Here is a 22,954-nt window from a genome sequence, read left to right on the forward strand (position 1 = left end):
GCGGACATGCAATTAGGTTAAGTTAATGACGATTGAAAAGTGGAAATAAAAAAATCAAATAATGCACAGTTGGAGGACAAGAGGCTTACCTTCTTCCTCATCGGATTGCTCATCGCATTCACACTCCTCTTCGTGGGACTCCAGTATCAGAGAGGACCGCAGGGAGAGGAAGACCTGACCGAGGACTTTGAAGACCTGGCGCAGGACCTGGATATGCAGACGCCACCCGACCAGAAGGATATGGTGAGTGCTGAGGCTATGTCGAAGGCTCCTGCCTCGGAGGCTATCACGCAGGAAGTGAAGCCCACCGAACAGCAGCAGGTGCAGAAGGCTCCCGAGAAGATAAGTACCACCACCAGCGAACTGGTGATTGGCGACGGTTCTGGAGTGGTGGAAGGTGCCGACGTAAAGGAGGCGGCTCCCGAAACGGCAGTAGACAACGCCGCCGGACAGGAACAGCCCATCAAGTTTACCGTGGTGCAGAAAATCCCGGAGTTCCCTGGTGGCTGGTCGGCTTTCATGCAGTGGCTTACCAAGAACCTGAAATATCCTGAGTCGGCACGGAAGAACAAGATTCAGGGCACCGTGGTGGTTTCCTTCATCGTGAACAAGGATGGCAGCATCGCCAGCACCAAGGTAAGCACATCGGCTGACCCCGTGCTCGATGCCGAGGCGCTGAGGGTGATGAAGATGATGCCGAAGTGGAAGCCGGGCATGGACCGCAACAAGGTATGCCGCACGATGATTGCCGTCCCTGTGGTGTTCAAACTATAAATTGTACATTTTATACATTATAAACTATATATTCTAAATTATATTTGATTATGAAGACATCTGATGAATTCTTAAGCATGGTGAATGAGTTCCTGGCTAACTTGCCATACGACCGCAAACCATATTCTCTATATGAGCCAGTGAAGTATGTTCTCTCTCTGGGAGGCAAGCGCATTCGTCCGGTTCTGATGCTCCTGGGCTACAACATCTTCAAGGAAGACCCGGAGAAAATCCTCATGAACGCCATCGCTTTGGAGACTTATCACAACTATACCTTGCTCCACGATGACCTGATGGACAATGCCGATCTTCGCCGTGGTCATGAAACCGTTCACAAGAAGTGGGACGCCAATACCGCCATCCTTTCGGGCGACAGTATGCTGGTGCTCGCCTACGACCGCATGGCTCAGTGCGACGACAAGCATCTTGCCAAGGTGATGAAGCTCTTCACCACCACAGCCCTGGAAATAGGAGAGGGGCAGCAGTATGACATGGAGTTTGAAACCCGCAACGACGTGAAGGAAGAGGAGTATATCGAGATGATCCGCCTCAAGACCAGCGTACTCCTGGCTTGTGCCCTGAAGATTGGAGCCATCCTGGCTGATGCTTCTGAGGAGGATGCTGATAATCTCTATAAGTTTGGCGAGCAGATTGGTCTGGCTTTCCAGTTGCAGGATGATTACCTGGACGTCTATGGCGATACAAAGGTATTCGGCAAGGCGATTGGTGGCGACATCACGTCGAACAAGAAGACCTTCATGCTCATCAACGCCTTCAATCATGCCAACGATGCCCAGCGTGCGGAACTGCAGAAGTGGGTGGATGCCCAGGAGTTCGACCGCGAGGAGAAGGTGGCAGCCGTAACCCGTCTCTATAACGAGATTGGCATAGACAAGTTGGCGCAGGATAAGATAGCCTACTACTTCGAGCAGAGCAAGAAGTATCTGGATGCCGTGAATGTGCCTGCCGAGCGCAAGGAGGAGTTGGCGAAGTATGCACAGAAAATGATGAAGCGCCAGTACTAGTTAATAGTTTAAAGTTGATAGTTAATAGTTGACAGTTCAATGTTCAAAGTAATAGATACGCATACTCATCTCGATGCAGAAGAGTTTAATGAGGATAGAGCGGAAGCTTTCGCTCGTGCCAGAGAAGCGGGGGTAGGCAAGGTGTTCTTGCCTGCCATCGACGTGAAGACTACGCACGCTGTGCTCGCCCTGAGCCGGGAATATCCGGGCTACGCCTATCCTATGATTGGTCTGCATCCCGAAGAGGTGAAGGCTGACTGGAAGGAGCAGCTGGCTGAACTCAGGAAAATATTAGAGGAACATCGCATAACAGGGAATGCTAATCCTGCAGGCGATTCTCCACAGGTTTCTGACTTTATCGCCATTGGCGAAATCGGATTGGATTACTATTGGAGCCGTGAGTTCGAACATGAGCAGCTGGAGGCTTTCGAAGAGCAGGTGAAGTGGTCGGTAGATACCCGCTTGCCATTGATGATTCATTGCCGCAAGGCGCAGAACGAGATGGTACATCTGCTCAAACAGTATCAGAAAGACCTGCCGGGCGGCGTGTTCCATTGTTTTACCGGCAATCAGAAGGAAGCCGAGGAACTTCTCTCGTTCGACAACTTCGTGCTGGGCATCGGTGGAGTCTCTACCTTCAAGAGCAGTCATCTGCGTGAAGACCTCCCTGCCGTGGTTCCGATGAACCGTATTGTTTTGGAAACCGACTCTCCATACATGGCTCCCGTTCCATATCGCGGAAAGCGCAATGAGAGCGCCTTCGTAGTAGAAGTTCTTAAAACCTTGGCGAAAGCCTACAACGTGAGCGAAGAAGAGTTTGCAGAACAGACGAATAAAAATGTAGAAAGCGTCTTTCACTTCTAGGGAAATGCCCCACACGCCCTGAAGACTCAAAGCTCTAGAAGCAGCACGCCCTGAAAGGGCAGAAGCTCCTAGCCCAGGGCAACACCCTGGGGTATAATGACAATCAGCAAAGCGCCCTGTAAGGGCAAAAGCTTTAGTAAATATATAAAATTTAATAAAAATAAATCCTTAACCAAACTATTCATTATGACTAGAAAAATGTTGATGGCAGCCCTCCTGATGGCTGCATTTGCACAGGGCACTCAGGCACAAGACCTGAGCGGCCAGCGTTCTGAAAAGCAGGACGTGAACATGATTCCGGGCAAGAAACTGAATCATCACGGACTCATCGTGAGTCCTACACCACATCTCCTGAATGTGGATGCTGCTAACCGACTCGACCTGCAGAATGGAGTCAAGGTAATCGACAAGAAAGGCAAGTTTGCCGACGACGTGAAGTTCCTTACCGCCAACGCCAAGGGCGTTCGCCTGACCATCGATTTCGGTGGAAAACTGGCAGCCAAGGCTGGCGTTAAGCCTGTTTCCGGTGCCTACAGCCTGAAGGCTGATGCCAAGGGAATCCAGATTGTGGGCTACGATGAGCGTGGTGCCTTCTATGGTCTGCAGACTCTGCGCCAGATTGTAAGCAGCGAGATGGCGAAGGGTCAGATGCCTTACACCACCTGTAATGACTACCCTGATCTTCCAAACCGTGGTGTGGTAGAAGGTTTCTATGGCGAGCCTTGGTCTCATCAGGTGCGTCTTTCCCTCATTGATTATTATGGAAAGAACAAGATGAACACCTATCTCTATGGTCCAAAGGATGACCCATATCACAGTTGTCCAAACTGGCGCTTGCCTTATCCGGAGAAAGAGGCTAAGAACATCAGCGAACTCGTTCAGGCTTGTCGCCGCAACCGAGTAGACTTCGTGTGGGCTATCCATCCGGGACAGGATATCAAGTGGAACGAGGAAGACTATCAGAATCTGGTTCACAAGCTCGATCTGATGTACGACCTCGGTGTGCGTTCTTTCGCCATCTTCTTCGATGATATTTCCGGCGAGGGTGCCAACCCGGTAAAGCAGTCGGAACTTCTCAACCGCCTCGAAAAGGAATTTGTGAAGGCTAAGGGCGATGTTACTCCGCTCGTGATGTGTCCTACCGATTACACCCGTCTCTGGGCGAATCCAAAGCCAACCGGTTCTCTCGCCATCTTCGGCAACACCCTCGACCCATCCATCAATGTATTCTGGACGGGTGATGTGGTTTGCAGCGACCTGACCCGCGAAACCCTCGACTGGGTGAATTCCCGCATCAAGCGCCCAGCTTACTACTGGTGGAACTTCCCTGTAACCGATTATGCCCGCCATATCATCATGCAGGGTCCTACCTACGGTTTGCAGACCGACCTGACCAACAAGGATCTCTGCGGATTCGTCAGCAACCCGATGGAGCACGGAGAGGCATCCAAACTGGCACTCTATGGTGTAGCCGACTATACCTGGAACATCGCCAACTATAATCCGCTCGACAACTGGGAGCGTGGTCTGGTAGATCTCACCCCAGAAGCACACGAGGCATATCGCACCTTCGCCATGCACTCTTGCGATACCGAGACCGGTTATCGCCGCATCGAATCATGGGAGACCAAGAGTTTCCGCATCGATAACTTTACAGATGCAGAGTTCAATGCCCTGCAGAGTGAGTTTGTAAGAGTGAAGAATGCGCCTGCCCAAATGGAGGCCAACTGCAAGAATGCCCTGCTGATGAAGGAACTCCGCCCATGGCTCACAGAGTTTGGCAAGTTGGGCGACCGTGGCTTGAAGACCATGACTCTCATCAAGGAATACAAGGCTGGCAACGACCAGGCATTCTGGGATGGCTATGTCAACAACCGCATGAGCAAGGAAGATGTGGCTGCCTACGAGAAGCATAAGTCTGGAACCATGGTATTGCAGCCATTCTACGAGCAGTCGATGGATGACATGGCATCTGGCTTCTTCAAGAAGTTGACCGGCAAGGTTCCTGCCTTCTATAAGGGCATCGGTACCTATGCCACTTTGAGAACCACCCAGAGCAAGGCGATGTTCGACAACGATTCTACTACCTATTATACATCGGGCAACGGTCAGAATACAGGCGACTGGATTGGTGCCGACCTGGGCTGCGTGCGTCAGGTATCAGAGGTAAGAATCCTCCAGGGCCGCAACTCCGTGGATGATGTAGATTACTTCGACAACACCGTATTGGAGTATTCTCTGGACAGAAAGGAATGGAAGGCGCTCACAGGCGAGTTGAAAAAACAGTATATCATCAACTGGAAGACTGACACCCCTGTTGAGGCGCGCTATATCCGCATCAAGAAGTTGAAGTCAGACAAGCGCAACTGGGCTGCTGTCCGTACCTTCGAGGTGAACCCAACCACCCCAGAGCGTCTGAACTTCTCTGTTGAGGCTGGCAATCTGCAGGCAGCGATGTATGGTTTTGATGAGAATCCATGCACTTCTTTCACCAACGATGGTGTACTTTCGTTTGGTGTTGAGAAGGATGTAAAGGGTTACACCCTGCTCTTGAAGTTGGCTCCAGGCAAATCATTGGTATGTCGCCAGCTGAATGCCAAGGGCAAGGTTTTGGCAACAACCCTCATCGACCAGTCGTTCTGCAAGATAGAATTGGTGAAGAAGGCAGCGAAGATTCAGCTGGATGGTTCTGCCGAAATCTTCGAGATTATTCCTGAGAAATAGGATTATTATATAACAAAAATGATGATCTCGCATTTTGCCAGGTCATCTTTTTTGTTTTGATAAGGGGTTATATGCCACAAAATGGTGGTGTATAGCCCCTTTGTTTAATTTGAAAAACGCAGAAAAAGAGGGGGAAATTTTGTTTGTGGGGGGGTAAATTCTGTTTAAATTGCTGTCGCATTCCTAGGCAAATGGACACCTAAGTATATTTTGTTGACGCCACTTTTGAATTTTTTTTTGTATATTTGCAACATGAAAGTTAGAACAACGTTTCTTACCTTTACAATATAAACTAAAGAAATGAAAATGGTGAATTATTTGACAACAAAGATTAAGCTATTGATAGCGATGCTTGCAATCATCCTTCCTTTTTCGGTTGCGCAAGCAGAAGAAAAAGAAGATGGAATGACTGGTTCGCAAGGCTGGTATGCCGGTGTAGAGGCAGGAATGCCTTTCGGCTTCTCTACCTTCTCGAGTTTCGGACACGACATCAGTAACCCATAAAACAAGATAGAAAATGAAAGCAAAAAGAAGATTTAATATTTGGTTATGGGTGCTGTTATGCGTCCCATGCCTGTTGGCAAGTTGCGACCATGATGTTCATTCTGATGAGGATGAGGGTGGTTTGTCGGTATCGCTCACTTGGGCAGATGAGGCCGACCAAGGTACGGAAGTGAAAGACGTGAAGCTCTGGATATTCAATGCCGATGACGGTTCCTTAGTTGAGGAAAAACATGATGGTAGTACTAAGGAGGTGGCAAGCCAACGCTTTGCTCTTCCTGTAGGGCATTATCAGATTCTGGCTGCCACTAACCTTATAGAACCATTCTTTATCGGTGAGGCTACAAGGGCGACCCTCAACATGAACCAACTCATGTTTGGATTGTCTAATCCAAGTGCCTCTCCCGACCATGCCTATTATGGTGTCACGGACATCGGTATAGACAAATCAAATGTCAACTACATAACAAAAAATGAAATGCGACATATACTTGCAGAATTGACCATCTTCATTGAAGGAGTTCCTGACAATTTTGCAATGATAGGCAAGGTTCTGAATGTGGCAACCGGACTCCTTCCCCTGCAAAAGAATGAGGATGGAACATTTGGGACGGCAAGCTATACCAAGGAAGAGTGTGATATACCTTTGAGAATCGCAGTGCCTGGCGAAACTTTAAAAACGGAAACATTACGCTTGATGCCGACAGCCAACGGTTTACATACCACCAAGTTGTTTATCCAACTGATTTCTCCTGGGGGAGTAGTTAGCAACTACGACATCGAAGCACCCGTCATGAAATCTGGCGGCAAGTACAAGATAAACTTGGAATTTGAGGAGATGAAACCTTACATGTATCTTACGAGCACGAAGATAGATGATTGGACTGAGGAATGGATATACCGTGGTGAAATCCTGAATCCTGAAGATTAAGCGACCCTCTCATTTAAGCAAGAATCAAAACAAGAATATAAACATATAATAGTAAAAGACAATGAAAAAGAAAACTTATCTCTTTGCCCTGATGGCAATGGTTTTGACATTGGGCAGTTGTTCTGACAACGAGAATGGTATCGGAGGCGAGACCTCCAAGTACATCACCGTTTCTACCAGTATCGGCAATATGACACGTGTTGCCACAGATGCGAAAGGCGGTCAAACCTTTGAGGAGGGTGATGAAATCAGTGTGTATGCCTGGACTGGCGATGCAACTGTTGCTCCAGAGACAAGCGAGCGTGTGGTGAATAACGCCATCAACAAGTTGACTAACGGTTCATGGGTATCCACTCCACAGATGCTTTGGAAGAACAACCGTGACAAGCATTATTTCATCGGTGTGTATCCAACTGCAGCAATATCCGACCTTTCTGCCGGAGAATATACATTCGATGAGACAAAGCAAGTGGAAAGCGACCTCTTGGTGGCAGTCAACAAAGATGGCTTATCCTATAATGTCGATGAACCGCAAACAGTTCCTCTTACCTTTACCCATGTAATGGCAAAACTTGTGGTGAACCTTACCTATAAGAACCAGTGGGGAACAGAGGGACCTACCGTAGATAAGGTAGCTGTAGGCAATGCCGCAAAAAAAGCAACCGTCAATTATCTGACCAAGGTTGTCACCCCATCTGCTGTAGCAGAAGACAAAGCCGACTTCGACATGCCTGCTTTAACCGCTAACAAGCAATATGCTTCCATCATCATTCCGCAGGATGGCGTTCAGAAGATTACCATCACCATTGGCGGCAAGGACTTCATCTACGACAACGGCACACCTTTCAAATTTGAGAGTGGCAAGATTACCACCGTCAACCTGGAGGTAGGACGTGATGTCATAAAACTTGGCGATGTAAGCATCTCCGACTGGGGTTCTACAGGCGAACCTATCAAGGGTGAGGCTTATGATTAACTTTCTTAAAATTAAAACATAAAAATCGACAATATGAAAGCAATTAAAACATTAGCAATGGCAGCTTTGGCAACGGCAGTTTTTGCCAGCTGCTCAAATGAGGATGGATTACCACAGAGTAATTATCCAATGGACAATGTGGTCAGAATCATGACAAGCGTAGATGGCATGAATACCCGTGCCTCTTACGGAAACAGCACCGACAACCTTAATTCGTTTGGCTTCTGCATCAAGAATGCTAATAGCGAAAAATATACCTATGATAATATCAAGGTAACAAAGGAAGGCAGCAATTGGATTCCTGCTACCCAGATGTTGTGGCAGAATTCAACTACCGCTGTTGATATTCTGGCTTATGCGCCATATCAGGAGACTACAGAAGATGCAAGTGGCAAAGTTAAAGTCTTCGGAAAGACTGATTATGCCTTTTCTGTAAAAGAAGACCAAAGCAATGCTGAAGACTATTCTTCCGACCTTATTGTATATAAGCAAACAGGATTCACGCCTGGTTCGGAATTGAATACCAGCAAAGCGGTTGATGTCGCATTCACCCATCTTCTCAGCCAGCTGAATCTCACTATCGAGTTGAGAGACCAGTTTAATCAGGATGAAAAAAAGCCTGTTACGTCAGCAACCGTAACTGATGTCAAGGTGGATGGCACCTTTATCCGCAGTAAGGTGAATTTTGCAGCAGACCCTATAAGTGTTCTACGTGACGGTCAGGAATCAGCAGCCATTACTCCTGAAACTGTAGCCTTCACGAAGGCGGATAAAACAACCGACCATGCCACCTTCAAATATTCTGCCATTGTGATTCCACAGATGATTATGGCAGGAACATTCTGTATCTCGTTTAAGGTGAATGGCAATGATTACATCTGGACATCCACCAGCGATGTGAATTTTGTATCTGGTAAGAAACATGAGTTGTGTCTGCTGGTTGGTAAGGATGTAGTGCAGGTAAAAGGTATAACTGCAACGCCTTGGGGAAAAGAAAACATTACCCAAGGAGAGACTGATTAAAGATTTGTTTGATATTTAAAATAGACAAGATATGAAGATTACAAGATATATGGGAGCATTTGCAGTTATAGCAATGCTTGCCGCTTGCTCTACTGATGACGAGCAGAGCGCTAACACTGCCGCCAATGAGGTAAAGATTGCTGCCACCGTTGGTGGAAACAGTATTTTTACCCGTAGTAATCCATTGGGTACAAAAGAGGAACAAACGAGTTTTAATGAGAACGATGCTGTCAGCGTAACTACTGAGGGTAAAACCGTGATTTATAAGAAGACGGGCGAGGTATGGGCACCTGCGAATGCTGGTGACTATCTGGTCTGGACGGGTAATACCCAGACTTTCGAGGCATGTTATCCTGAGAAGGCGGATGAAAGTACCACCAATTCTTTCTCTGTAGGTTATGTCTCAGCAGACCAATCTACAGTTGACAAAATAGAGAAGTCTGATTATATGACATGCAGAAAAGAGATAGAAAAGAAAGATATTCCTACCGACAGACAGTTGACATTGAACTTGGAACGTCAGACGGCTCGTGTCATTGTCAATGTAAGTGGGTTTGGAGATGAGTTCAAAGATCTTAACCCTACACTTTCTGCCGTAGAAGTTTATTCTAAGCTGAAAGTTCCTGCAGGAGATGGTGACAGCTACGTAGCTATCAAAGCATATCAAGCAACAGACGAAAGTGGCAAAAATGTATTCTATGCTTTGGTATCCCCTGGAGCTGCCAATTCTACAGAGAAATTCCTCAAACTCACTGTGACATACAATGATAGTGAGGGCAAACCTACTCAGACTAAAGTTCTGGATGTAACTGGAATTCCTGCTCTAGAAAAAGCCAAGAGCTATACCTATGATGTAAGAATAGGTAAGGACAAAGCTACAATCGGAAGTGTAAGTGTTGCGGATTGGGGTAAAGGAGATGCAATTACCGGTGGCGATGCTGTAACAACTACAGAAAATGCCGTACTAATTATAAAAAATGCTTTGGCTGTGGGCAATACGAACATTGTAATCAGAAATTTGCCTGCAAATGCAGATAAGAGTGTGTTTGATGCTATAAGAGAAGCTCTAAAAGGTGCAAATGATGGCAGTATAGAATTAACTGTTTACGGAGTTGAGGCTTTGCCGTCTAGTGCATTTTTGAATTGTAAACCGCTGAAAGTTATTAACTTGCAAGATGTAAAGAGTATAGAGTCGGTGGCTTTTCAGGATTGTATTGATCTTGAAACAATCTATGCTCCGAGAGTTTCATCTATAAGTGACTTTGCCTTTGCCGATTGTCCAAAACTAAGATCGGTGACATTAGGTAATATTTCCGCTGCAGGTATCAGTATCTTTGATAATGTATATACTGAAGCTGTAGATTTAACTTTGTCAAAAGATCAAAAGGTTATGACAGGAAGAGATATTGATGGGTGGAAATCTGATGAATCTGAGCCGTATGCAAATTCTTCGGATCATAAACGACCACAATTTCTTGGAAAAAGATTCCACTCCATAAAATGTGGACGTAATACATATCCTAAATAACAATTTAGAAATTAATAACATTAGATAAACTCCTAAGCTGGGCAGGAGTATTAGGTGCTCAGCAATTATATTTACCCGCACCTCACGGGAAACGACAAGGGTCTATATGCCACGATGACAAGTGGCGTATAGACCCTTGATTATATGGAGATTTTCGTAATCTATATTTCCGCTATTATATTTATTATGAATTGCTCAGATTCTTAATGTCGCGATATGCCATCTTGCTGGTCTCGTACTCCCTCATTTCCTGCGGAGTAAACTTGGCTATCTCGGCTTCCTCGAAGAGGCGGTCGAAACCGAAGTCGGTCAGCAAGCTGATGTATCTTTCTTCTACCTGCTTCATACGCTTTATGTTTTTATTTGTTATGCAAAGATTATGCCAGCGAGCGCAATGAAAGCTTGCTTTCTGATTGCCGAGCGCCGCACAATCTTCTGCAAAGATACGCTGAATATTTGTAACTTCCAAATTTTCAGGGCTGTTATAGTATTGTCAGACTCTCCTGACAGATGGAAAATTTAAACTATATACTAGCGTTTCTGCAAAAAAAACAGTTTTTCCTTGGTATTTTCAGAGAAAAATCGTATATTTGCCAACAGATATTAATTATCTCAATATTTGGCCATGGGTAAATATATTAACCCCTTTACCGATTGGGGCTTCAAACGCCTCTTCGGACAAGAATTCAGCAAAGACTTGCTGATTAGTTTCTTGAACGACTTGTTGGTTGACGAAATGCATATCAGGGATGTCACCTTCAAGGACAAAGAGCAGCTGGCAGATGCAAAAGATTTGCGTGGCTGCATCTTTGACATTTATTGTGAAACCGACGATGGAAAACATTTCATCGTTGAGATGCAAAACAGATGGGTTCCGTTTTTCGTAAACCGCTCCATCTATTATGCCAGCAAGGCTATTGTCGGGCAACGTAAGAAAACAAAAGAGCAGAAACCTGCACTCTATCAGATTATGCCCGTGTATGTAGTCTGCCTGATGAACTTCATGCCAAAAGACAATACGGTGACGAAATTCAGAACCGATGTTGCCCTGTATGAAAAAGGAAGTCGAGATGTCTTTTCTGACAATCTTCACTTCATCTACTTATCTCTTCCTTTCTTCGACAAGAAAGCAGAAGAATGTGATAGTGATTTTGACAAATGGATTTATGTATTAAAACATATGGAAGCATTAGAGAGAATGCCTTTTACGGCACAGAAGAAAATTTTCAAGCGCCTCGCTGAACTGGCAGATTCCCACTGCCTGAGTCAGGAAGAGCAAGAAAAATATGATGAGAGCTTAAAGGCTGCCGATGATTACTACGGCGTCCTGATGAGTTATTACATGAATGGTATTGATGAAGGTGAAGCCAAGGGCATTGCCAAAGGTGAAGCAAGAGGTAGCCATCATAAAAGCCTGGAAATTGCCAGAAAAATGTTGGCAAAGGGCATGGATGAAAATACCATCATGGAAATAACGGGTTTAACCCAAGAAGAAATCAGAAAGTTGATATCATAGATATGATTAAAGAAATTTCCCCCATCCAGCTTGAGAAAGCAGGATGGGGGAAATTCTTATCTGTTACCTCTAAGATAATATCTTATTTCAATTTTCTATCTGTTCCTGGGTAAGTCCGGAATACTTCATAATCAGATTGATGTCAACGCCATCAGCAAGCATGTTCCTGACAATATCCAGGGCTTTCTGGTTCATTCCTAATTCCATACATATTTTCCTCCCTAGTTCTATACCCTCCGCAAGACCTTCTTGCTTCGCCGTATCAATGCAGTTCTTGATATCCCGATATGCCATCTTACTTGCTTCATACTCCCTCATTTCCTGAGGTGTGAACTTGGCAATCTCGGCTTCCTCAAATAGACGGTCGAAAACCTTGTCGCACAACTCCTTTGGGCGTTGGGTAAGTTTATAGAGGTTCTTCAGCGCATAAAGCCACTTCTCGTAGAGCGTTTCCAATTCTCCTAGTGTCTTATTGAATTTAGCTAGTACTACATAGATAAACTCCTGCTTGTCGTAGGAAATCTTGTGGGTAGCGGTATTGCACAACTGTACATGATGGCGGGTTTTCTCCTTGTCGAAGGTATCCTCATACATGTTGAAATTGAGCAGCGCAACAGTATAGACATGATTGATCTTGAAATCCCAGTCATTCCCCTTAGGTGCCTGTTCACGAATAGGAAAGGTTGAGTAGAAAAGGGCGCGATCCTTGAAATACGTCTGGTAGGCATTCTGCATTTCTACGATGAACTTCTCGCCGTTTTCGCCTTCGCAATATACATCAAAGATGGCTCTGCGGTCGGAATAGACATCTCCCACATGCTCTGGGTTCAGATACTTCACGTCCTTGACAACCTGTTTGCCATTAAACAAGCTATTGAGGAAGCAAATGAGCAAATCCTTGTTCATTGCTGTTCCAAAAATTCGCTTGAAACCGAAGTCGGTCAGCAAGCTGATATATCTTTCTTCTACCTGCTTCATAATCATCTGTTTTAAAAATCCATGCCGCAAAGTTACGACTTTATTTTCAAACCCGCAAGAGATTTCTAGGAAAAGTTTCAGGAAAAGTTAGGAACCCACATATTTTATATTATAAGGTAAATATCTGTGTAAATCTGTGGGACTTGTTCTTTGTCCTACAGATTACACAGATTTACACAGATACAGCGACAAGGGTCTATATGCCACGATGAACAGGTGGCGTATAGACCCTTCTTGCAATATTATACTTCCTTCCAATCTACCAATCCCTTTCCCATATCATCCAGTTCTATGGCAAGGGCGATAACTTTTCTCTTATCCGCCTTGAAAGGCTCGGCATACTGCCTGGCTTTCATCTGCTCCTCGGCAGCATCCACGCCACCGTTGTTGCTCAACTTCAACTCCAGCACATAGATGAAGTTGGTGACTTCCACCACCATATCAATCCTGCCCGTAGCTATCATCTTCTCTACTTCCACCCGGCAACCGATGGCATTGAAGATGGTGCTCAGAATCAGGCGGTAGCGTTCCTCCATATCCATGCTGGCAAGCTTCTTGTTGCTGTAGGGAACGTCCGCTATGAGCGCCTTCAGGCATTTCATGGCTTCGGATAGATTGCCAAGCTGAAGAGCAAGAAATAAAGCAGACTGGGTAGATTGGATATCACCATTGCTTCGCAGAGTAAGTGCAGGCAACACCGTCTCATAAAGTGCTTGCCTTACTTCTGTGTTAGGGAACCCCAGAATATAGACTCCCATCTGATAACCCTTAATCGTAAGATAGCCCGACTGATAGAGAAACAATTCAGCTCCGCCACCTGTCACATCCGATGTCTCTATGGTTTGACGGAGAATGGCGCATGGGTCAAAATTACCCAATTTGATTTCCATGTCATCCACAAACTTTGGCAGCAGCGTGGTGGCACCCGATGAAGTCCAGTAGTTCTTCAAATCAGAATCTGCCAAGGCATTGATGAGGCTGAACGGATTGAAGACATCCACCATATTGCGGCGACTGAAATGATAGCCGTCATAATATGCCGTCAGATTGGCTACTGCTTCGTCGTAAGTCCAGTCTTCATATTCTGCCAACTTGTTGATTTCCGGCTTGAAATCACGTAATAGTTCTTCCTTGGTAATACCGCAGATGGCAGCATATTCCGGCTCAAAGCTGATGTTGCTCAGATTGTTGAGCACAGAGAAGAGAGAGATTTGCGTAAACTTGGTGATACCGGTGATGAAGACAAACTTTTCGTATTTATCCTGTGCTTTCAAGACTGCAAATACTTCTCTATAGATATCGGTACATGCTTTATGTTGTGGAGTCTTCCAGGAATGCTGCAAAGGGGAGTCGTATTCATCGATAAGAATGGCAACCTGCTGTCCGGTTTTGTTGTAAGCTGCTTCAATGATATTCTTGAATCTTACGGCAAGAGAACTATTCTGGCGCACAACTATTCCGTACTCCGTTTCAAGAGTATTGAAAATATCGTCCAAGTAGCTTTGTATACTTTCCGGCTCTGCTCCTGCCTGACTCATATCCAGTCTGATGACTGGTCTCTTTACCCATTCCGTCTCCAGCTTCATAATCTTTAATCCCTCGAAGAGTTCCTTCTTGCCCAAGAAATAGGCTTCGAGCGTATCGACAAGGATGGATTTACCGAAGCGGCGTGGGCGGCTCAGGTAATTATACGTTTTATTTCTGTTGGCAAGTTGCCAGATAATATCTGTCTTGTCAACATACAAATATCCACCCTTTCTGATTTTCTCAAAAGATTGGATGCCTACTGGCAATATTCTATCGTTTGTCTCTACCATAATTCCTAATCTGTCTTTAAAATCAACTTTTGCGCAAAGTTACGGTTTTATTTTCATATCTGCAAGAGATTTCTTATAAAAGTTGAGAAAAAGTTATGGGACACGTATATCCATACTGGCAGATTATGTTAACAAAACTACTCCAAGGCAGTGAACAACTTTACCCAAGGCTTTGCCCAACTTTGCCCAAGGCTTTGGGTATTTATGCCCGAAATTGTCGGTTAAGTGTACCCGCGTTCTCGGGCGTCTGTGCTCACGTCCGTGGGCATGAATCCTCATGTACACGGGCAAATTATGCCTTGTGGTTTAACGATTTTGGTTGACCACTTTTTATCTTACTTACTCAAGTTTCGCAAGTGAGCTCCACACGCCCTGAAAGGGCAGAAGCTCCTAGCCCAGGGCAGCGCCCTGGGTAATCATGGACGCAAGTTTGTCGCCCTGTAAGGGCAAAAGCTTCAAAAGAATCAGGCAATTTACAAAGCTTTTGCCCTTACAGGGCGCCTTGTTGATTGCTATTATACCCAGGGCGATGCCCTGGGCTAGGAGCTTCTGCCCTTTCAGGGCGTGCTGCTTCTGGAGCTTTTGGGCCTTCAGCCCGTACTTGAACCACTTGCGAAACTTCAATTACTTATAAGACGAGTTGACTCGGTTAATACTTATTTATAAAACCAGTTGACTAGTTAAAACTTAGTCATATTTTTTGTTGACTAGTTTTTCTTCAGGAATCACCATGTTTTTTCCTTTTGGTTAAAGATATATAAAAATACAGCAAATATGTGGCATTTTGAATTAAAAGTGATAATTTTGCAATCCGAAACACGGAAAGGTGCTCGAGTGGCTGAAGAGGCACGCCTGGAAAGCGTGTATTCCCCTAAAGGGAATCGGGGGTTCGAATCCCCCTCTTTCCGCTTATATATATAATAAGGTATATATGATTATGAAGAAAAATACAGCTATTGCGCGTTTCGCAATATTCATTTTCACTTGTATGTGTTCTCTGCCAATGATGGCACAGGAGGAGAACATGGGATTCCATCAGGCTCTTAAAACGAAGTTTATAGAGGGTAATGCCGGCTTTATGTCGCTCGTTGCCATCGCCCTTATCGTGGGTCTGGCGTTCTGTATCGAGAGAATCATCTATCTCAGTCTTTCGGAAATCAATGCCAAGAAACTGATGGCGGATATCGACCAGAAGGTGACGGCTGGTAATTTGGAGGGGGCGAAAGACCTCTGCCGCAACACCCGCGGACCAGTGGCTTCCATCTGCTACCAGGGACTGATGCACATCAGCGAGAGCCTCGACGACATCGAGCGATCTGTCAGCGGTTATGGCACGGTGCAGGCTGCCAACCTTGAAAAGGGATGCTCCTGGATCAAGCTCTTTATTGCCATGGCACCATCGCTCGGATTTTTGGGCACGGTGATTGGTATGGTGATGTCGTTCGACCAGATTCAGCAGGCAGGCGATATCAGTCCTACCATTGTGGCTTCGGGTATGAAGGTGGCGCTGATTACTACCATCTTCGGTATCATCGTGGCGCTGATTCTGCAGGTGTTCTATAACTACATCCTCTCGAAGGTGGAGCATCTTACCAGCCAGATGGAGGAATCGGCTGTAACGTTAATGGATATTATTGCCAAGAGCAAATAATGATTGCCTAGGGCAAATAAACGAGCAAATAATCGAAGAGAGAAATGGGTAAATTTCAATTTTCAAAGTCGAAATTAAATGCGAAGCATAAGTCTGCCGAGCAGATATCACAGCAGGTGTTCTTCATTCTGATAGGTCTGTCGGTGGTAGTGTTCGCTCTGTTCTTCCTGGTGGGCTACGACATGCCTTTCCTGGAGAATCCCGACTTCAATGCGCCGCTCTTTACGGATGTGCTCATCATCCTGATGTGGCTCTTTCTGATAGGAGGCGTGGGGCTGGCGGTCTATTCGATGGTCAGGGATTATCGGGGCGCCAAGTCGGAGGCGGTGGTGAATGGGGTGCCTGTGCGCCGCATCTTCCGCATCACCTGGTTGGGCACACTCGCCATCCTGGTGCTATCCTTCCTCTTGGGCAGTTCTGATTCGATGCTGATCAATGGTGAGGACTATGCCGACTGGATATGGCTGAAGCTTTCAGATATGTTTGTCATCACCTCGCTTCTGATGCTGGTGGCAGGCATCGGCGCCGTGTGCTTTGGTGCCACCCGTTATATTCGTAAGAAAAAATAATTCAAGAAAATGCTGATTAGAAGGAAAAGTCACGAAACCCCGGGATTGAATACCACCTCAACAGCCGACATCTCGTTCATGCTGCTGATATTCTTCCTTGTCACCACATCGATGGATGTGGATAAGGGATTGCTGCGCCAGCTTCCTTCGCCTGAGCCTCAGAACAAGGAGCGACAGGAATCGGTGGTGGATAAGGAGAATCTGCTGGCTATCCATCTTACGGCTGGAGATAGCCTGCTGGTTAACGACCGCCCGATGAAGGTGGGACAGCTGAAAGACGAGGTAATCCGACTGGTGCATCGCCTGGGAAAGAAGCATCTGATTTCCGTGGAGAGCGACAGGGATGCGGATTACAATCTCTATTTCCAGATGCAGAACGAACTGATGGAGGCTTACAGCCAACTGAGAAACGAGACTTCGCAGAAGAAATATCACATGGATTATGCCCAACTGGGCAATGACCAGAAGGAGGAGGTGAGAAAGCTCTGTCCGCAGCGCATCACGGAATCGTATGCCAATGCCACAACCTATTCTGACAAGCGCATTGATGCCAATGCCGAGGAGAAAAAGGGCGATGAGGCGAAGATGGGGGATGCTGAGGCGAAGACTGAGAAGTCTGGGCAGAATAAGCAGAAAGGAGGCACGAAATGATGAATTTCCGCAAGAAATCGCACGAGGTGCCGGGACTGAACACTTCATCCCTGCCTGATTTGATTTTCTCCGTGCTCTTCTTCTTCATGATTGTTACCCACATGCGACAGGTTACCCTGAAGGTGGAATGCCGCATGCCCGAGGGAAAGCATCTTACTCGGTTGACCAAGAAATCGGCGGTGAGCCATATCTATATAGGTAAGCCTACCAAGGACCAGCAGGGCAAGGTGGGAACGGGAACGCAGATACAGCTGAACGATAAGTTTGCCACGGCTCCCGAGGTGATGGATTACATCAGTGCCGAGAAGAAGCGCATGTCGCCGGAAGACCAGAAACTGATGACCGTTTCCATCAAGGCCGACAGGGAGACGAAGATGGGTGTGATTACCGATGTGAAGCAGGCTTTGCGCGAGGCAAAAGCACTAAAAATTAGTTATTCGGCGGTGGAAAAAGGGCAATAAAGTGGTCAGAAAGGAAAAATAATATTAATTTGTTGTCATTTTCTTTTAAAAAGTTGCATTTTTTAAAAAAAAGTGCTAACTTTGCACTCAAATAATAATATCGAAATGGCAAAACAAGTATTAGATTCATTAGATAGGCAGATCCTGAAGCTGATTTCTCAGGATGCCCGTATTCCATTTTTGGAAGTAGCACGCGCTTGCAATGTGAGCGGTGCAGCTATTCATCAGCGTGTGGCTAAGCTATCAAACCTAGGCATTATCAAGGGTTCACAGTTTATCATCGATCCGGAGAAGATCGGTTATGAGACTTGTGCCTACATGGGTTTGTTCCTGAAGGAACCGGAGAAGTTCGACCAGGTAGTGGAAGAGCTGAAGAAGATTCCTGAGGTAGTGGAGTGTCATTATACCACGGGTGGTTTTGATATGTTCATCAAGATTTATGCCATCAACAACCATCATCTGTTGGAGATTATCCATGACAAGTTGCAGCCTCTGGGCTTGTCTCGCAGCGAGACCATCATCTCTTTCAATGCAGCCATCAACCGTCAGTTGTCTATGAAGGACCTTAAGACGATGGCTCCTGAAGAGGAGAATGAGGAGGAAGAGGGCGAGACTTCTGCAGAATAAAGAGATTTTCTGTAGATTCTTTAAAGCTTTTGCCCTTTCAGGGCGACAGGCTTGCGTCCATGATTACCCAGGGCGATGCCCTGGGCTAGGAGCTTCTGCCCTTTCAGGGCGTGTGGGCTTTCTTGCGAAAATAGAAGTTACTTTTTTAAATAGGTGAGGAATGAGAACGATAATCCGTTTTCGTTCCTCATTTCTTTTTCTATCAGTTCCCATTCTTCGGGATTGATTTCCGGAAAGAAGGCATCGGCTTGCTGCGGGGTAGCATCTATAGCGGCATCATTTACTTCCGCATCATTTACAGCGGTATCATCTACCACGGTGAGATAGAGTTTGCGGGCAACATGAAGGCTTTGGCGGTAGATGCTTTCGCCTCCGATAATGAAAATCTCTTGGGGACTTTCTGCAGCCTTTAATGCCGCATCCAGATTGGGATACACTTCGCAGCCCTCCATCTCTTTCATACTATTGGAAACAACGATGTTCCGGCGATGGGGCAGGGCACCATTGGGGAGTGACTCATAGGTTTTGCGGCCCATGATGATAGTATGTCCCGTGGTGAGTTCGCGGAAGCGGGTTAAATCGGATTTTATGTGATAGAGCAACCGGTTCTGATAGCCGATTGCTCTATTGGTTTGCGATATGCAGGCGATGATGCTGAGCATAAACTATAAACTATTAACTATAAACTATTAATTATAATTTGTTCTTCCGGCACGTGGGTGCTCTTGATTTTCCACTCTTGCGGATAGAGGTTGTTGGCACGGTTGCCGATGTTCTTTTCCCAGCCCAGCGGCACTCCCTGATAGGTGACCAGTACATATTTCTTAGGAGAATCCACATGCAGGGTGACGGCTTCCTTGCGCAGATAGCGGATGGCATCTTCGTACGACAGCTCCTCCTGCGGGAAGGCATCTGTGTTGAGCATGGTGGAGAGGGCGAGACACTGGTCGGGGATGAGACCCTTGCCCTTGTCGGTTCCCAGTTTGATGCCGGCATGAATCACCTTCAGACTGTTCTTGGCCAGTTCGTGGATGTATTGCCATCTTTGCGGAATGGCATAGACATCGCCATCTTCTGTCTTCTGATAGTCGTAGCCCATGCCATATTCGCCTTCCTCCAGCGCATCGCTGGTGCTGCGAATCCAGTTGCCGGGAATCATCGTCAACACATTCTTGTTGCTTTTTCCAGTTTTTCCTGCGTTGTTCTTGTTTCCCTTTCCAGCTTTTCCCTTCTGGTCGGCATTCATTCCCTTCTTGGCTTTTCCTTTCTTTCTGTCTTTTTCTGCTTTGGCAGCATAGCTCAGGAGCACGTTTTCCTCTTCTTCGCCTTCCTTGCGGAGTACGGCGAGGAAGATGCCTTCGCCTCGGGTCTTGCCTGGGAGGAAGCGATAGACGGGGATGCTGGAACCGGTGAGATTGCCCGTGATGTTCCAGGAATCATCGATGCCGGTTAAGGCTACAGGTTCAGCACCCAGTTCCTCGCAAATCCATGCGATGTTCTCCTCGTCTTCGTGGGCATTGAAGGTGCAGGTGGAGTAGATGAGGATGCCGCCCGGTTTCAGACTACCCCAGATGTCGCTCACGATTTCGCGCTGCAGATGCCAGCAGTTGTCCACATTCTGCAGGCTCCATTCTGCGATGGCTCCATCGTCCTTGCGGAACATGCCTTCGCCCGAACAAGGCACATCGGTGAGAATCACGTCGAACTGAAGCTTCGACTTCTTGTAGTCACGTGGATAATTGTTGGTGACAATCATGTCGGGATGACCGAATTTCTGAATGTTCTCGGCAAGAATCTGCGAACGGGTGCGCATCGGTTCGTTGCTGAAGAGCAGACTTCCTTCTGGCAGGGCAGCACGTACGGCAGTGGACTTTCCGCCAGGAGCCGCACAGAGGTCGAGCATCATCACGGGTTCGTGAACCAGTTGGCGAATCACCAGGTCAACAAACATGGATGAGGCTTCCTGCACGTAATATTTTCCGGCATGGAGCCATGGGTCGAAGGTGAAGTTGGGGCGGGTAGCCAGGTATCTGCCCGTGGAAGGACACCAAGGGATAGGTTCGCCCATCACTTTCTGCTCTCCCTCTTTTTGAGAATTAACATCCTTTTCCTCTTTAGGAGTTTTAACATCCTCTCCCTCCTTGCATTTAAAAGGATTGAGTCGGATGCTGGTAGGTGCTTCGCCCTCTGTAATTCCCTGTTCCAGCTGCTGGTACAATTCCTCGCCCATCAGCCCAAGGGTATATTTTCTGAAATCTTCTGGTAAAATCTTAGCCATCTATTATATATAATAATGTGTAAATATCTATTTGAAGAGTATAAATAAGCCCCAAAAAGAGCAAAAGTATCTCTAATCCTTTGCAAAAATAAGAAAAATTTCGTTCCTTTGCAACTAAATCGGGAAGAGATGCGTCTAAGACATAGAAAAATTAATAAAAAATAAGGTAAAACCATAAAAATATTGATAGATATGAAGAAAGCAATATTAGCATTGGCGCTCGTTATGAGCATGGGAGCTACGCAGGTGTCTTGGGCGTCTTCTGCTCCGAAACATCGTTATCATCCTACTGCGCAGCAGGTGGATCAGCAGGATGCGCAGGAAAAGACGGCAGATGGGAAGACTGCTTCGGCTGAGCAGAAAGCTTCTGCCCAGGATGACGGGCCGCTGGAGGCTTACTCGGATACCGCCTGTGCGGATACTGCCATCAATGATGCTTGCGACTATGATGATACCCGTGCTTATCATTCCAAGTACAGTTTGGAAAATTATGATGACCCGTTCGATTTCATCGGTTCGGTATTCGGCAGCGGTATGCTGGGTGTGGTGGTCATCTTTTGCGTCATCTTCGGATTGCTTTTTATCCTGGCTCCGCTGATTGTCTTCATCCTGCTTATCAGATATCTGGTTCGCCGCCATAACGACCGAATCAAACTGGCTGAGATGGCGATGGAGAAGGGCATCAATGTTCCGGAGAGCGACCGTCCGATAGACAAGCAGAGTGATGAATATCTGGTGAAGCGCGGATTGAGAAACGTCTTCCTGGGAGCCGGCTTGTGCGCCATGTTCTCGTGGTGGTCTGTTGATTTCCTTGCCGGCATAGGAGCCTTGATAGGCTTCTATGGATTGGGGCAGACCCTGATAGGCTTGCTTCCAGCCATCAAGGACTGGTGGAAGAACCGTCATGGCAACCAGGGTACGGGGTATAATGGAACTCCGGTATAAAGAATCAAAGATAGAATAATTATTAGTTAATATATAGTGGAAAAGTTATCCGATATTTCTCTCGTCACGAAGGTGGTGATGCTTCACGACCGCAAGTCGTTCGACTTGCTGGTCAAGAAGTATCAATCACCTATTCGTGGGTTTTTCCTGCGTCAGACGCTGGGAGATGTGCAGCTGAGTGACGACTTGGCTCAGGATACCTTTGTGAAGGCCTATACCCATCTGTCTGGTTTCAAGGGTACGGCACAGTTCTCCACTTGGCTTTACCGCATCGCCTATAACGTGTGGTATGATTACAACCGCAGTCATAAGGCGACGCAGGATATTGATACGCCGGCGGTGGCCCGGCAGAATGCGCAGGGCGTGAATAGCGGATTGAAGATGGATTTGCTCAATGCCCTGCAGATATTGAGCGAGAATGAACGAACATGCATCACGCTGCAGCTGATGGATGGACTCTCTATAGATAAGATTGCGGAGGTGACGGGGATGGCGCAAGGCACCATCAAGTCGCATCTCTCGCGTGGAAAACAGAAACTTGCAAGTTACTTAAAGCATAATGGTTATGACCGATAAAAAGAATGATAAGATACAGAGCATGGATGTTGACCTGCTGGGTGCTTCAGACGAGCAACTCTTGCAGGCATTCTTTGCCGATAACAAGATGGCTGAGATTCCTGACGATGGTTTTTCAGACAGGGTGATGCAGGCTTTGCCGGCTATGGAAACGGAGCAGTCGTTGCTGGAATTTCACATTGCGTTGGCGAAGCGCCATCGCCTGGAACATCTGTGGACGGCTGTGTGCGTGGCGATAGGAGTGATTGCTGCCGTGCTCTGTCAGGGCTGGGAGCAGATTCAGGGCTGGCTCTATGGCATGAAGATTGATTTCCTGCTTACGGGTTTCCATGCCATCAGGCACGGGATAGATTCTTTCGGAAATTCGCAGAATCTCTGGATGATGCTGGCAGGCATCGTTGTCCTCATCATGGTGTGGGGATATAATGAACTGGCGGATGCCAGGAATAGATAAGGAACGGATTGCACGAAATATTTAGCCTTAAGGGAAAATAAATTTAGCCTTAAGGGAAAATAAATTTAGCCTTAAGGAAAAAAAT

Annotated in this window: 23 protein-coding genes and 1 tRNA gene; 19 read left to right on the plus strand and 5 right to left on the minus strand. The window is 46.5% G+C overall.

The features are described 5' to 3' along the window. Positions 1–39: 39 nt before the first annotated feature. From V8Z93_RS05630 to V8Z93_RS05670, 9 genes are all read left to right on the plus strand, one after another. Positions 40–774: an energy transducer TonB gene (locus V8Z93_RS05630; protein WP_439432640.1), complete on the plus strand. Its 735-nt coding sequence runs from the start codon at positions 40–42 to the stop codon at positions 772–774. A 50-nt stretch (positions 775–824) separates the two neighbouring features. After that, a complete protein-coding gene (locus tag V8Z93_RS05635) occupies positions 825–1,799 on the plus strand; it encodes a polyprenyl synthetase family protein (RefSeq protein ID WP_218411735.1) in 975 nt (324 codons plus the stop codon). A 39-nt stretch (positions 1,800–1,838) separates the two neighbouring features. After that, a complete protein-coding gene (locus tag V8Z93_RS05640; RefSeq protein WP_439432641.1) occupies positions 1,839–2,663 on the plus strand; it encodes a TatD family hydrolase in 825 nt (274 codons plus the stop codon). Between the two features lie 186 nt (positions 2,664–2,849). Then, the gene (locus tag V8Z93_RS05645; RefSeq protein ID WP_439432642.1) at positions 2,850–5,387 is read left to right on the plus strand and encodes a beta-N-acetylglucosaminidase domain-containing protein; all 2,538 of its coding nucleotides are present in this window, start codon (positions 2,850–2,852) and stop codon (positions 5,385–5,387) included. A 306-nt stretch (positions 5,388–5,693) separates the two neighbouring features. Then, positions 5,694–5,891: a hypothetical protein gene (locus V8Z93_RS05650; RefSeq protein WP_203041318.1), complete on the plus strand. Its 198-nt coding sequence runs from the start codon at positions 5,694–5,696 to the stop codon at positions 5,889–5,891. Between the two features lie 73 nt (positions 5,892–5,964). Beyond that, positions 5,965–6,819 (plus strand): FimB/Mfa2 family fimbrial subunit, encoded by an 855-nt coding sequence (locus tag V8Z93_RS05655; protein WP_439432643.1) that lies wholly within the window; start codon positions 5,965–5,967, stop codon positions 6,817–6,819. 61 nt (positions 6,820–6,880) lie between these two features. Then, positions 6,881–7,795 carry a fimbrillin family protein gene (locus V8Z93_RS05660; protein ID WP_439432644.1) on the plus strand — a complete coding sequence of 305 codons (915 nt, stop codon included), beginning with the start codon at positions 6,881–6,883 and terminating at the stop codon, positions 7,793–7,795. Between the two features lie 33 nt (positions 7,796–7,828). Continuing rightward, positions 7,829–8,818 (plus strand): fimbrillin family protein, encoded by a 990-nt coding sequence (locus tag V8Z93_RS05665; RefSeq protein ID WP_439432645.1) that lies wholly within the window; start codon positions 7,829–7,831, stop codon positions 8,816–8,818. 31 nt (positions 8,819–8,849) lie between these two features. Continuing rightward, a complete protein-coding gene (locus V8Z93_RS05670) occupies positions 8,850–10,346 on the plus strand; it encodes a fimbrillin family protein (RefSeq protein ID WP_439432646.1) in 1,497 nt (498 codons plus the stop codon). A 184-nt stretch (positions 10,347–10,530) separates the two neighbouring features. On the opposite strand, the gene V8Z93_RS05675 is transcribed toward V8Z93_RS05670, so the two are convergent. Then, positions 10,531–10,692, minus strand: a complete 162-nt coding sequence (locus tag V8Z93_RS05675) for a hypothetical protein (protein WP_439432647.1) — start codon at positions 10,690–10,692, stop codon at positions 10,531–10,533. A 279-nt stretch (positions 10,693–10,971) separates the two neighbouring features. On the opposite strand from V8Z93_RS05675, the gene V8Z93_RS05680 reads away from it, so the two are divergent. After that, positions 10,972–11,862: an Rpn family recombination-promoting nuclease/putative transposase gene (locus V8Z93_RS05680; RefSeq protein WP_217762957.1), complete on the plus strand. Its 891-nt coding sequence runs from the start codon at positions 10,972–10,974 to the stop codon at positions 11,860–11,862. 87 nt (positions 11,863–11,949) lie between these two features. On the opposite strand, the gene V8Z93_RS05685 is transcribed toward V8Z93_RS05680, so the two are convergent. Beyond that, a complete protein-coding gene (locus tag V8Z93_RS05685) occupies positions 11,950–12,840 on the minus strand; it encodes an Rpn family recombination-promoting nuclease/putative transposase (RefSeq protein ID WP_439432648.1) in 891 nt (296 codons plus the stop codon). A 242-nt stretch (positions 12,841–13,082) separates the two neighbouring features. After that, the gene (locus V8Z93_RS05690; protein WP_439432649.1) at positions 13,083–14,657 is read right to left on the minus strand and encodes an AAA family ATPase; all 1,575 of its coding nucleotides are present in this window, start codon (positions 14,655–14,657) and stop codon (positions 13,083–13,085) included. A gap of 820 nt (positions 14,658–15,477) precedes the next feature. Between V8Z93_RS05690 and V8Z93_RS05695 the strand changes: the two genes are divergently transcribed. From V8Z93_RS05695 to V8Z93_RS05720, 6 genes are all read left to right on the plus strand, one after another. Beyond that, positions 15,478–15,565: transfer RNA gene (locus V8Z93_RS05695), tRNA-Ser, on the plus strand. A gap of 80 nt (positions 15,566–15,645) precedes the next feature. Then, a complete protein-coding gene (locus V8Z93_RS05700; protein ID WP_439432830.1) occupies positions 15,646–16,308 on the plus strand; it encodes a MotA/TolQ/ExbB proton channel family protein in 663 nt (220 codons plus the stop codon). 44 nt (positions 16,309–16,352) lie between these two features. Next, complete coding sequence (locus tag V8Z93_RS05705) at positions 16,353–16,877, plus strand: hypothetical protein (RefSeq protein WP_439432650.1); 525 nt, start codon at positions 16,353–16,355, stop codon at positions 16,875–16,877. Positions 16,878–16,886: 9 nt separating this feature from the next. Next, positions 16,887–17,528: an ExbD/TolR family protein gene (locus tag V8Z93_RS05710; RefSeq protein WP_439432651.1), complete on the plus strand. Its 642-nt coding sequence runs from the start codon at positions 16,887–16,889 to the stop codon at positions 17,526–17,528. Next, positions 17,525–17,989, plus strand: coding sequence for an ExbD/TolR family protein (locus V8Z93_RS05715; protein WP_203041309.1), 465 nt, complete (start codon positions 17,525–17,527; stop codon positions 17,987–17,989). Before V8Z93_RS05710 ends, V8Z93_RS05715 begins: the two co-directional genes overlap by 4 nt. A gap of 105 nt (positions 17,990–18,094) precedes the next feature. Further along, on the plus strand, positions 18,095–18,616 hold the full coding sequence (locus tag V8Z93_RS05720) for an Lrp/AsnC family transcriptional regulator (protein ID WP_439432652.1): 522 nt from the start codon (positions 18,095–18,097) through the stop codon (positions 18,614–18,616). Between the two features lie 137 nt (positions 18,617–18,753). Here the strand turns inward: V8Z93_RS05720 and V8Z93_RS05725 are convergent, their stop codons facing one another. Together V8Z93_RS05725 and V8Z93_RS05730 are read right to left on the minus strand one after the other, a co-directional pair. Beyond that, the gene (locus tag V8Z93_RS05725; protein WP_439432653.1) at positions 18,754–19,278 is read right to left on the minus strand and encodes a dihydrofolate reductase; all 525 of its coding nucleotides are present in this window, start codon (positions 19,276–19,278) and stop codon (positions 18,754–18,756) included. Positions 19,279–19,295: 17 nt separating this feature from the next. Continuing rightward, on the minus strand, positions 19,296–20,894 hold the full coding sequence (locus tag V8Z93_RS05730; protein ID WP_439432654.1) for a methyltransferase RsmF C-terminal domain-like protein: 1,599 nt from the start codon (positions 20,892–20,894) through the stop codon (positions 19,296–19,298). A 192-nt stretch (positions 20,895–21,086) separates the two neighbouring features. Here V8Z93_RS05730 and V8Z93_RS05735 point away from each other — a divergent pair, with 192 nt between their 5' ends. From V8Z93_RS05735 to V8Z93_RS05745, 3 genes are read left to right on the plus strand one after another with little or no spacing between them, the layout of a single operon-like run. Next, positions 21,087–21,839 carry a DUF6249 domain-containing protein gene (locus tag V8Z93_RS05735; protein WP_439432655.1) on the plus strand — a complete coding sequence of 251 codons (753 nt, stop codon included), beginning with the start codon at positions 21,087–21,089 and terminating at the stop codon, positions 21,837–21,839. Positions 21,840–21,875: 36 nt separating this feature from the next. Then, positions 21,876–22,415: an RNA polymerase sigma factor gene (locus V8Z93_RS05740; protein ID WP_439432656.1), complete on the plus strand. Its 540-nt coding sequence runs from the start codon at positions 21,876–21,878 to the stop codon at positions 22,413–22,415. Next, entirely contained in the window at positions 22,405–22,869 is a 465-nt protein-coding gene (locus V8Z93_RS05745; RefSeq protein ID WP_439432657.1) for a DUF5056 domain-containing protein, read from the plus strand. The genes V8Z93_RS05740 and V8Z93_RS05745 overlap by 11 nt, the downstream gene beginning before the upstream one ends. The last annotated feature ends 85 nt before the right edge of the window (positions 22,870–22,954 follow it).

Source organism: Segatella copri (genome assembly GCF_051861805.1).
Classification (GTDB): domain Bacteria; phylum Bacteroidota; class Bacteroidia; order Bacteroidales; family Bacteroidaceae; genus Prevotella; species Prevotella copri_M.

What these genes read in the sequence shown, in the direction of transcription:
- V8Z93_RS05635 (WP_218411735.1), top strand. Translation starts at nt 825, where the DNA reads ATGAAGACATCTGATGAATTCTTAAGCATGGTGAATGAGTTCCTGGCT.
- V8Z93_RS05640 (WP_439432641.1), top strand. Translation starts at nt 1,839, where the DNA reads ATGTTCAAAGTAATAGATACGCATACTCATCTCGATGCAGAAGAGTTT.
- V8Z93_RS05645 (WP_439432642.1), top strand. Translation starts at nt 2,850, where the DNA reads ATGACTAGAAAAATGTTGATGGCAGCCCTCCTGATGGCTGCATTTGCA.
- V8Z93_RS05650 (WP_203041318.1), top strand. Translation starts at nt 5,694, where the DNA reads ATGGTGAATTATTTGACAACAAAGATTAAGCTATTGATAGCGATGCTT.
- V8Z93_RS05660 (WP_439432644.1), top strand. Translation starts at nt 6,881, where the DNA reads ATGAAAAAGAAAACTTATCTCTTTGCCCTGATGGCAATGGTTTTGACA.
- V8Z93_RS05665 (WP_439432645.1), top strand. Translation starts at nt 7,829, where the DNA reads ATGAAAGCAATTAAAACATTAGCAATGGCAGCTTTGGCAACGGCAGTT.
- V8Z93_RS05670 (WP_439432646.1), top strand. Translation starts at nt 8,850, where the DNA reads ATGAAGATTACAAGATATATGGGAGCATTTGCAGTTATAGCAATGCTT.
- V8Z93_RS05675 (WP_439432647.1), bottom strand. Translation starts at nt 10,692, where the DNA reads ATGAAGCAGGTAGAAGAAAGATACATCAGCTTGCTGACCGACTTCGGT.
- V8Z93_RS05680 (WP_217762957.1), top strand. Translation starts at nt 10,972, where the DNA reads ATGGGTAAATATATTAACCCCTTTACCGATTGGGGCTTCAAACGCCTC.
- V8Z93_RS05685 (WP_439432648.1), bottom strand. Translation starts at nt 12,840, where the DNA reads ATGAAGCAGGTAGAAGAAAGATATATCAGCTTGCTGACCGACTTCGGT.
- V8Z93_RS05690 (WP_439432649.1), bottom strand. Translation starts at nt 14,657, where the DNA reads ATGGTAGAGACAAACGATAGAATATTGCCAGTAGGCATCCAATCTTTT.
- V8Z93_RS05700 (WP_439432830.1), top strand. Translation starts at nt 15,646, where the DNA reads ATGTGTTCTCTGCCAATGATGGCACAGGAGGAGAACATGGGATTCCAT.
- V8Z93_RS05705 (WP_439432650.1), top strand. Translation starts at nt 16,353, where the DNA reads ATGGGTAAATTTCAATTTTCAAAGTCGAAATTAAATGCGAAGCATAAG.
- V8Z93_RS05710 (WP_439432651.1), top strand. Translation starts at nt 16,887, where the DNA reads ATGCTGATTAGAAGGAAAAGTCACGAAACCCCGGGATTGAATACCACC.
- V8Z93_RS05715 (WP_203041309.1), top strand. Translation starts at nt 17,525, where the DNA reads ATGATGAATTTCCGCAAGAAATCGCACGAGGTGCCGGGACTGAACACT.
- V8Z93_RS05720 (WP_439432652.1), top strand. Translation starts at nt 18,095, where the DNA reads ATGGCAAAACAAGTATTAGATTCATTAGATAGGCAGATCCTGAAGCTG.
- V8Z93_RS05725 (WP_439432653.1), bottom strand. Translation starts at nt 19,278, where the DNA reads ATGCTCAGCATCATCGCCTGCATATCGCAAACCAATAGAGCAATCGGC.
- V8Z93_RS05730 (WP_439432654.1), bottom strand. Translation starts at nt 20,894, where the DNA reads ATGGCTAAGATTTTACCAGAAGATTTCAGAAAATATACCCTTGGGCTG.
- V8Z93_RS05735 (WP_439432655.1), top strand. Translation starts at nt 21,087, where the DNA reads ATGAAGAAAGCAATATTAGCATTGGCGCTCGTTATGAGCATGGGAGCT.
- V8Z93_RS05745 (WP_439432657.1), top strand. Translation starts at nt 22,405, where the DNA reads ATGACCGATAAAAAGAATGATAAGATACAGAGCATGGATGTTGACCTG.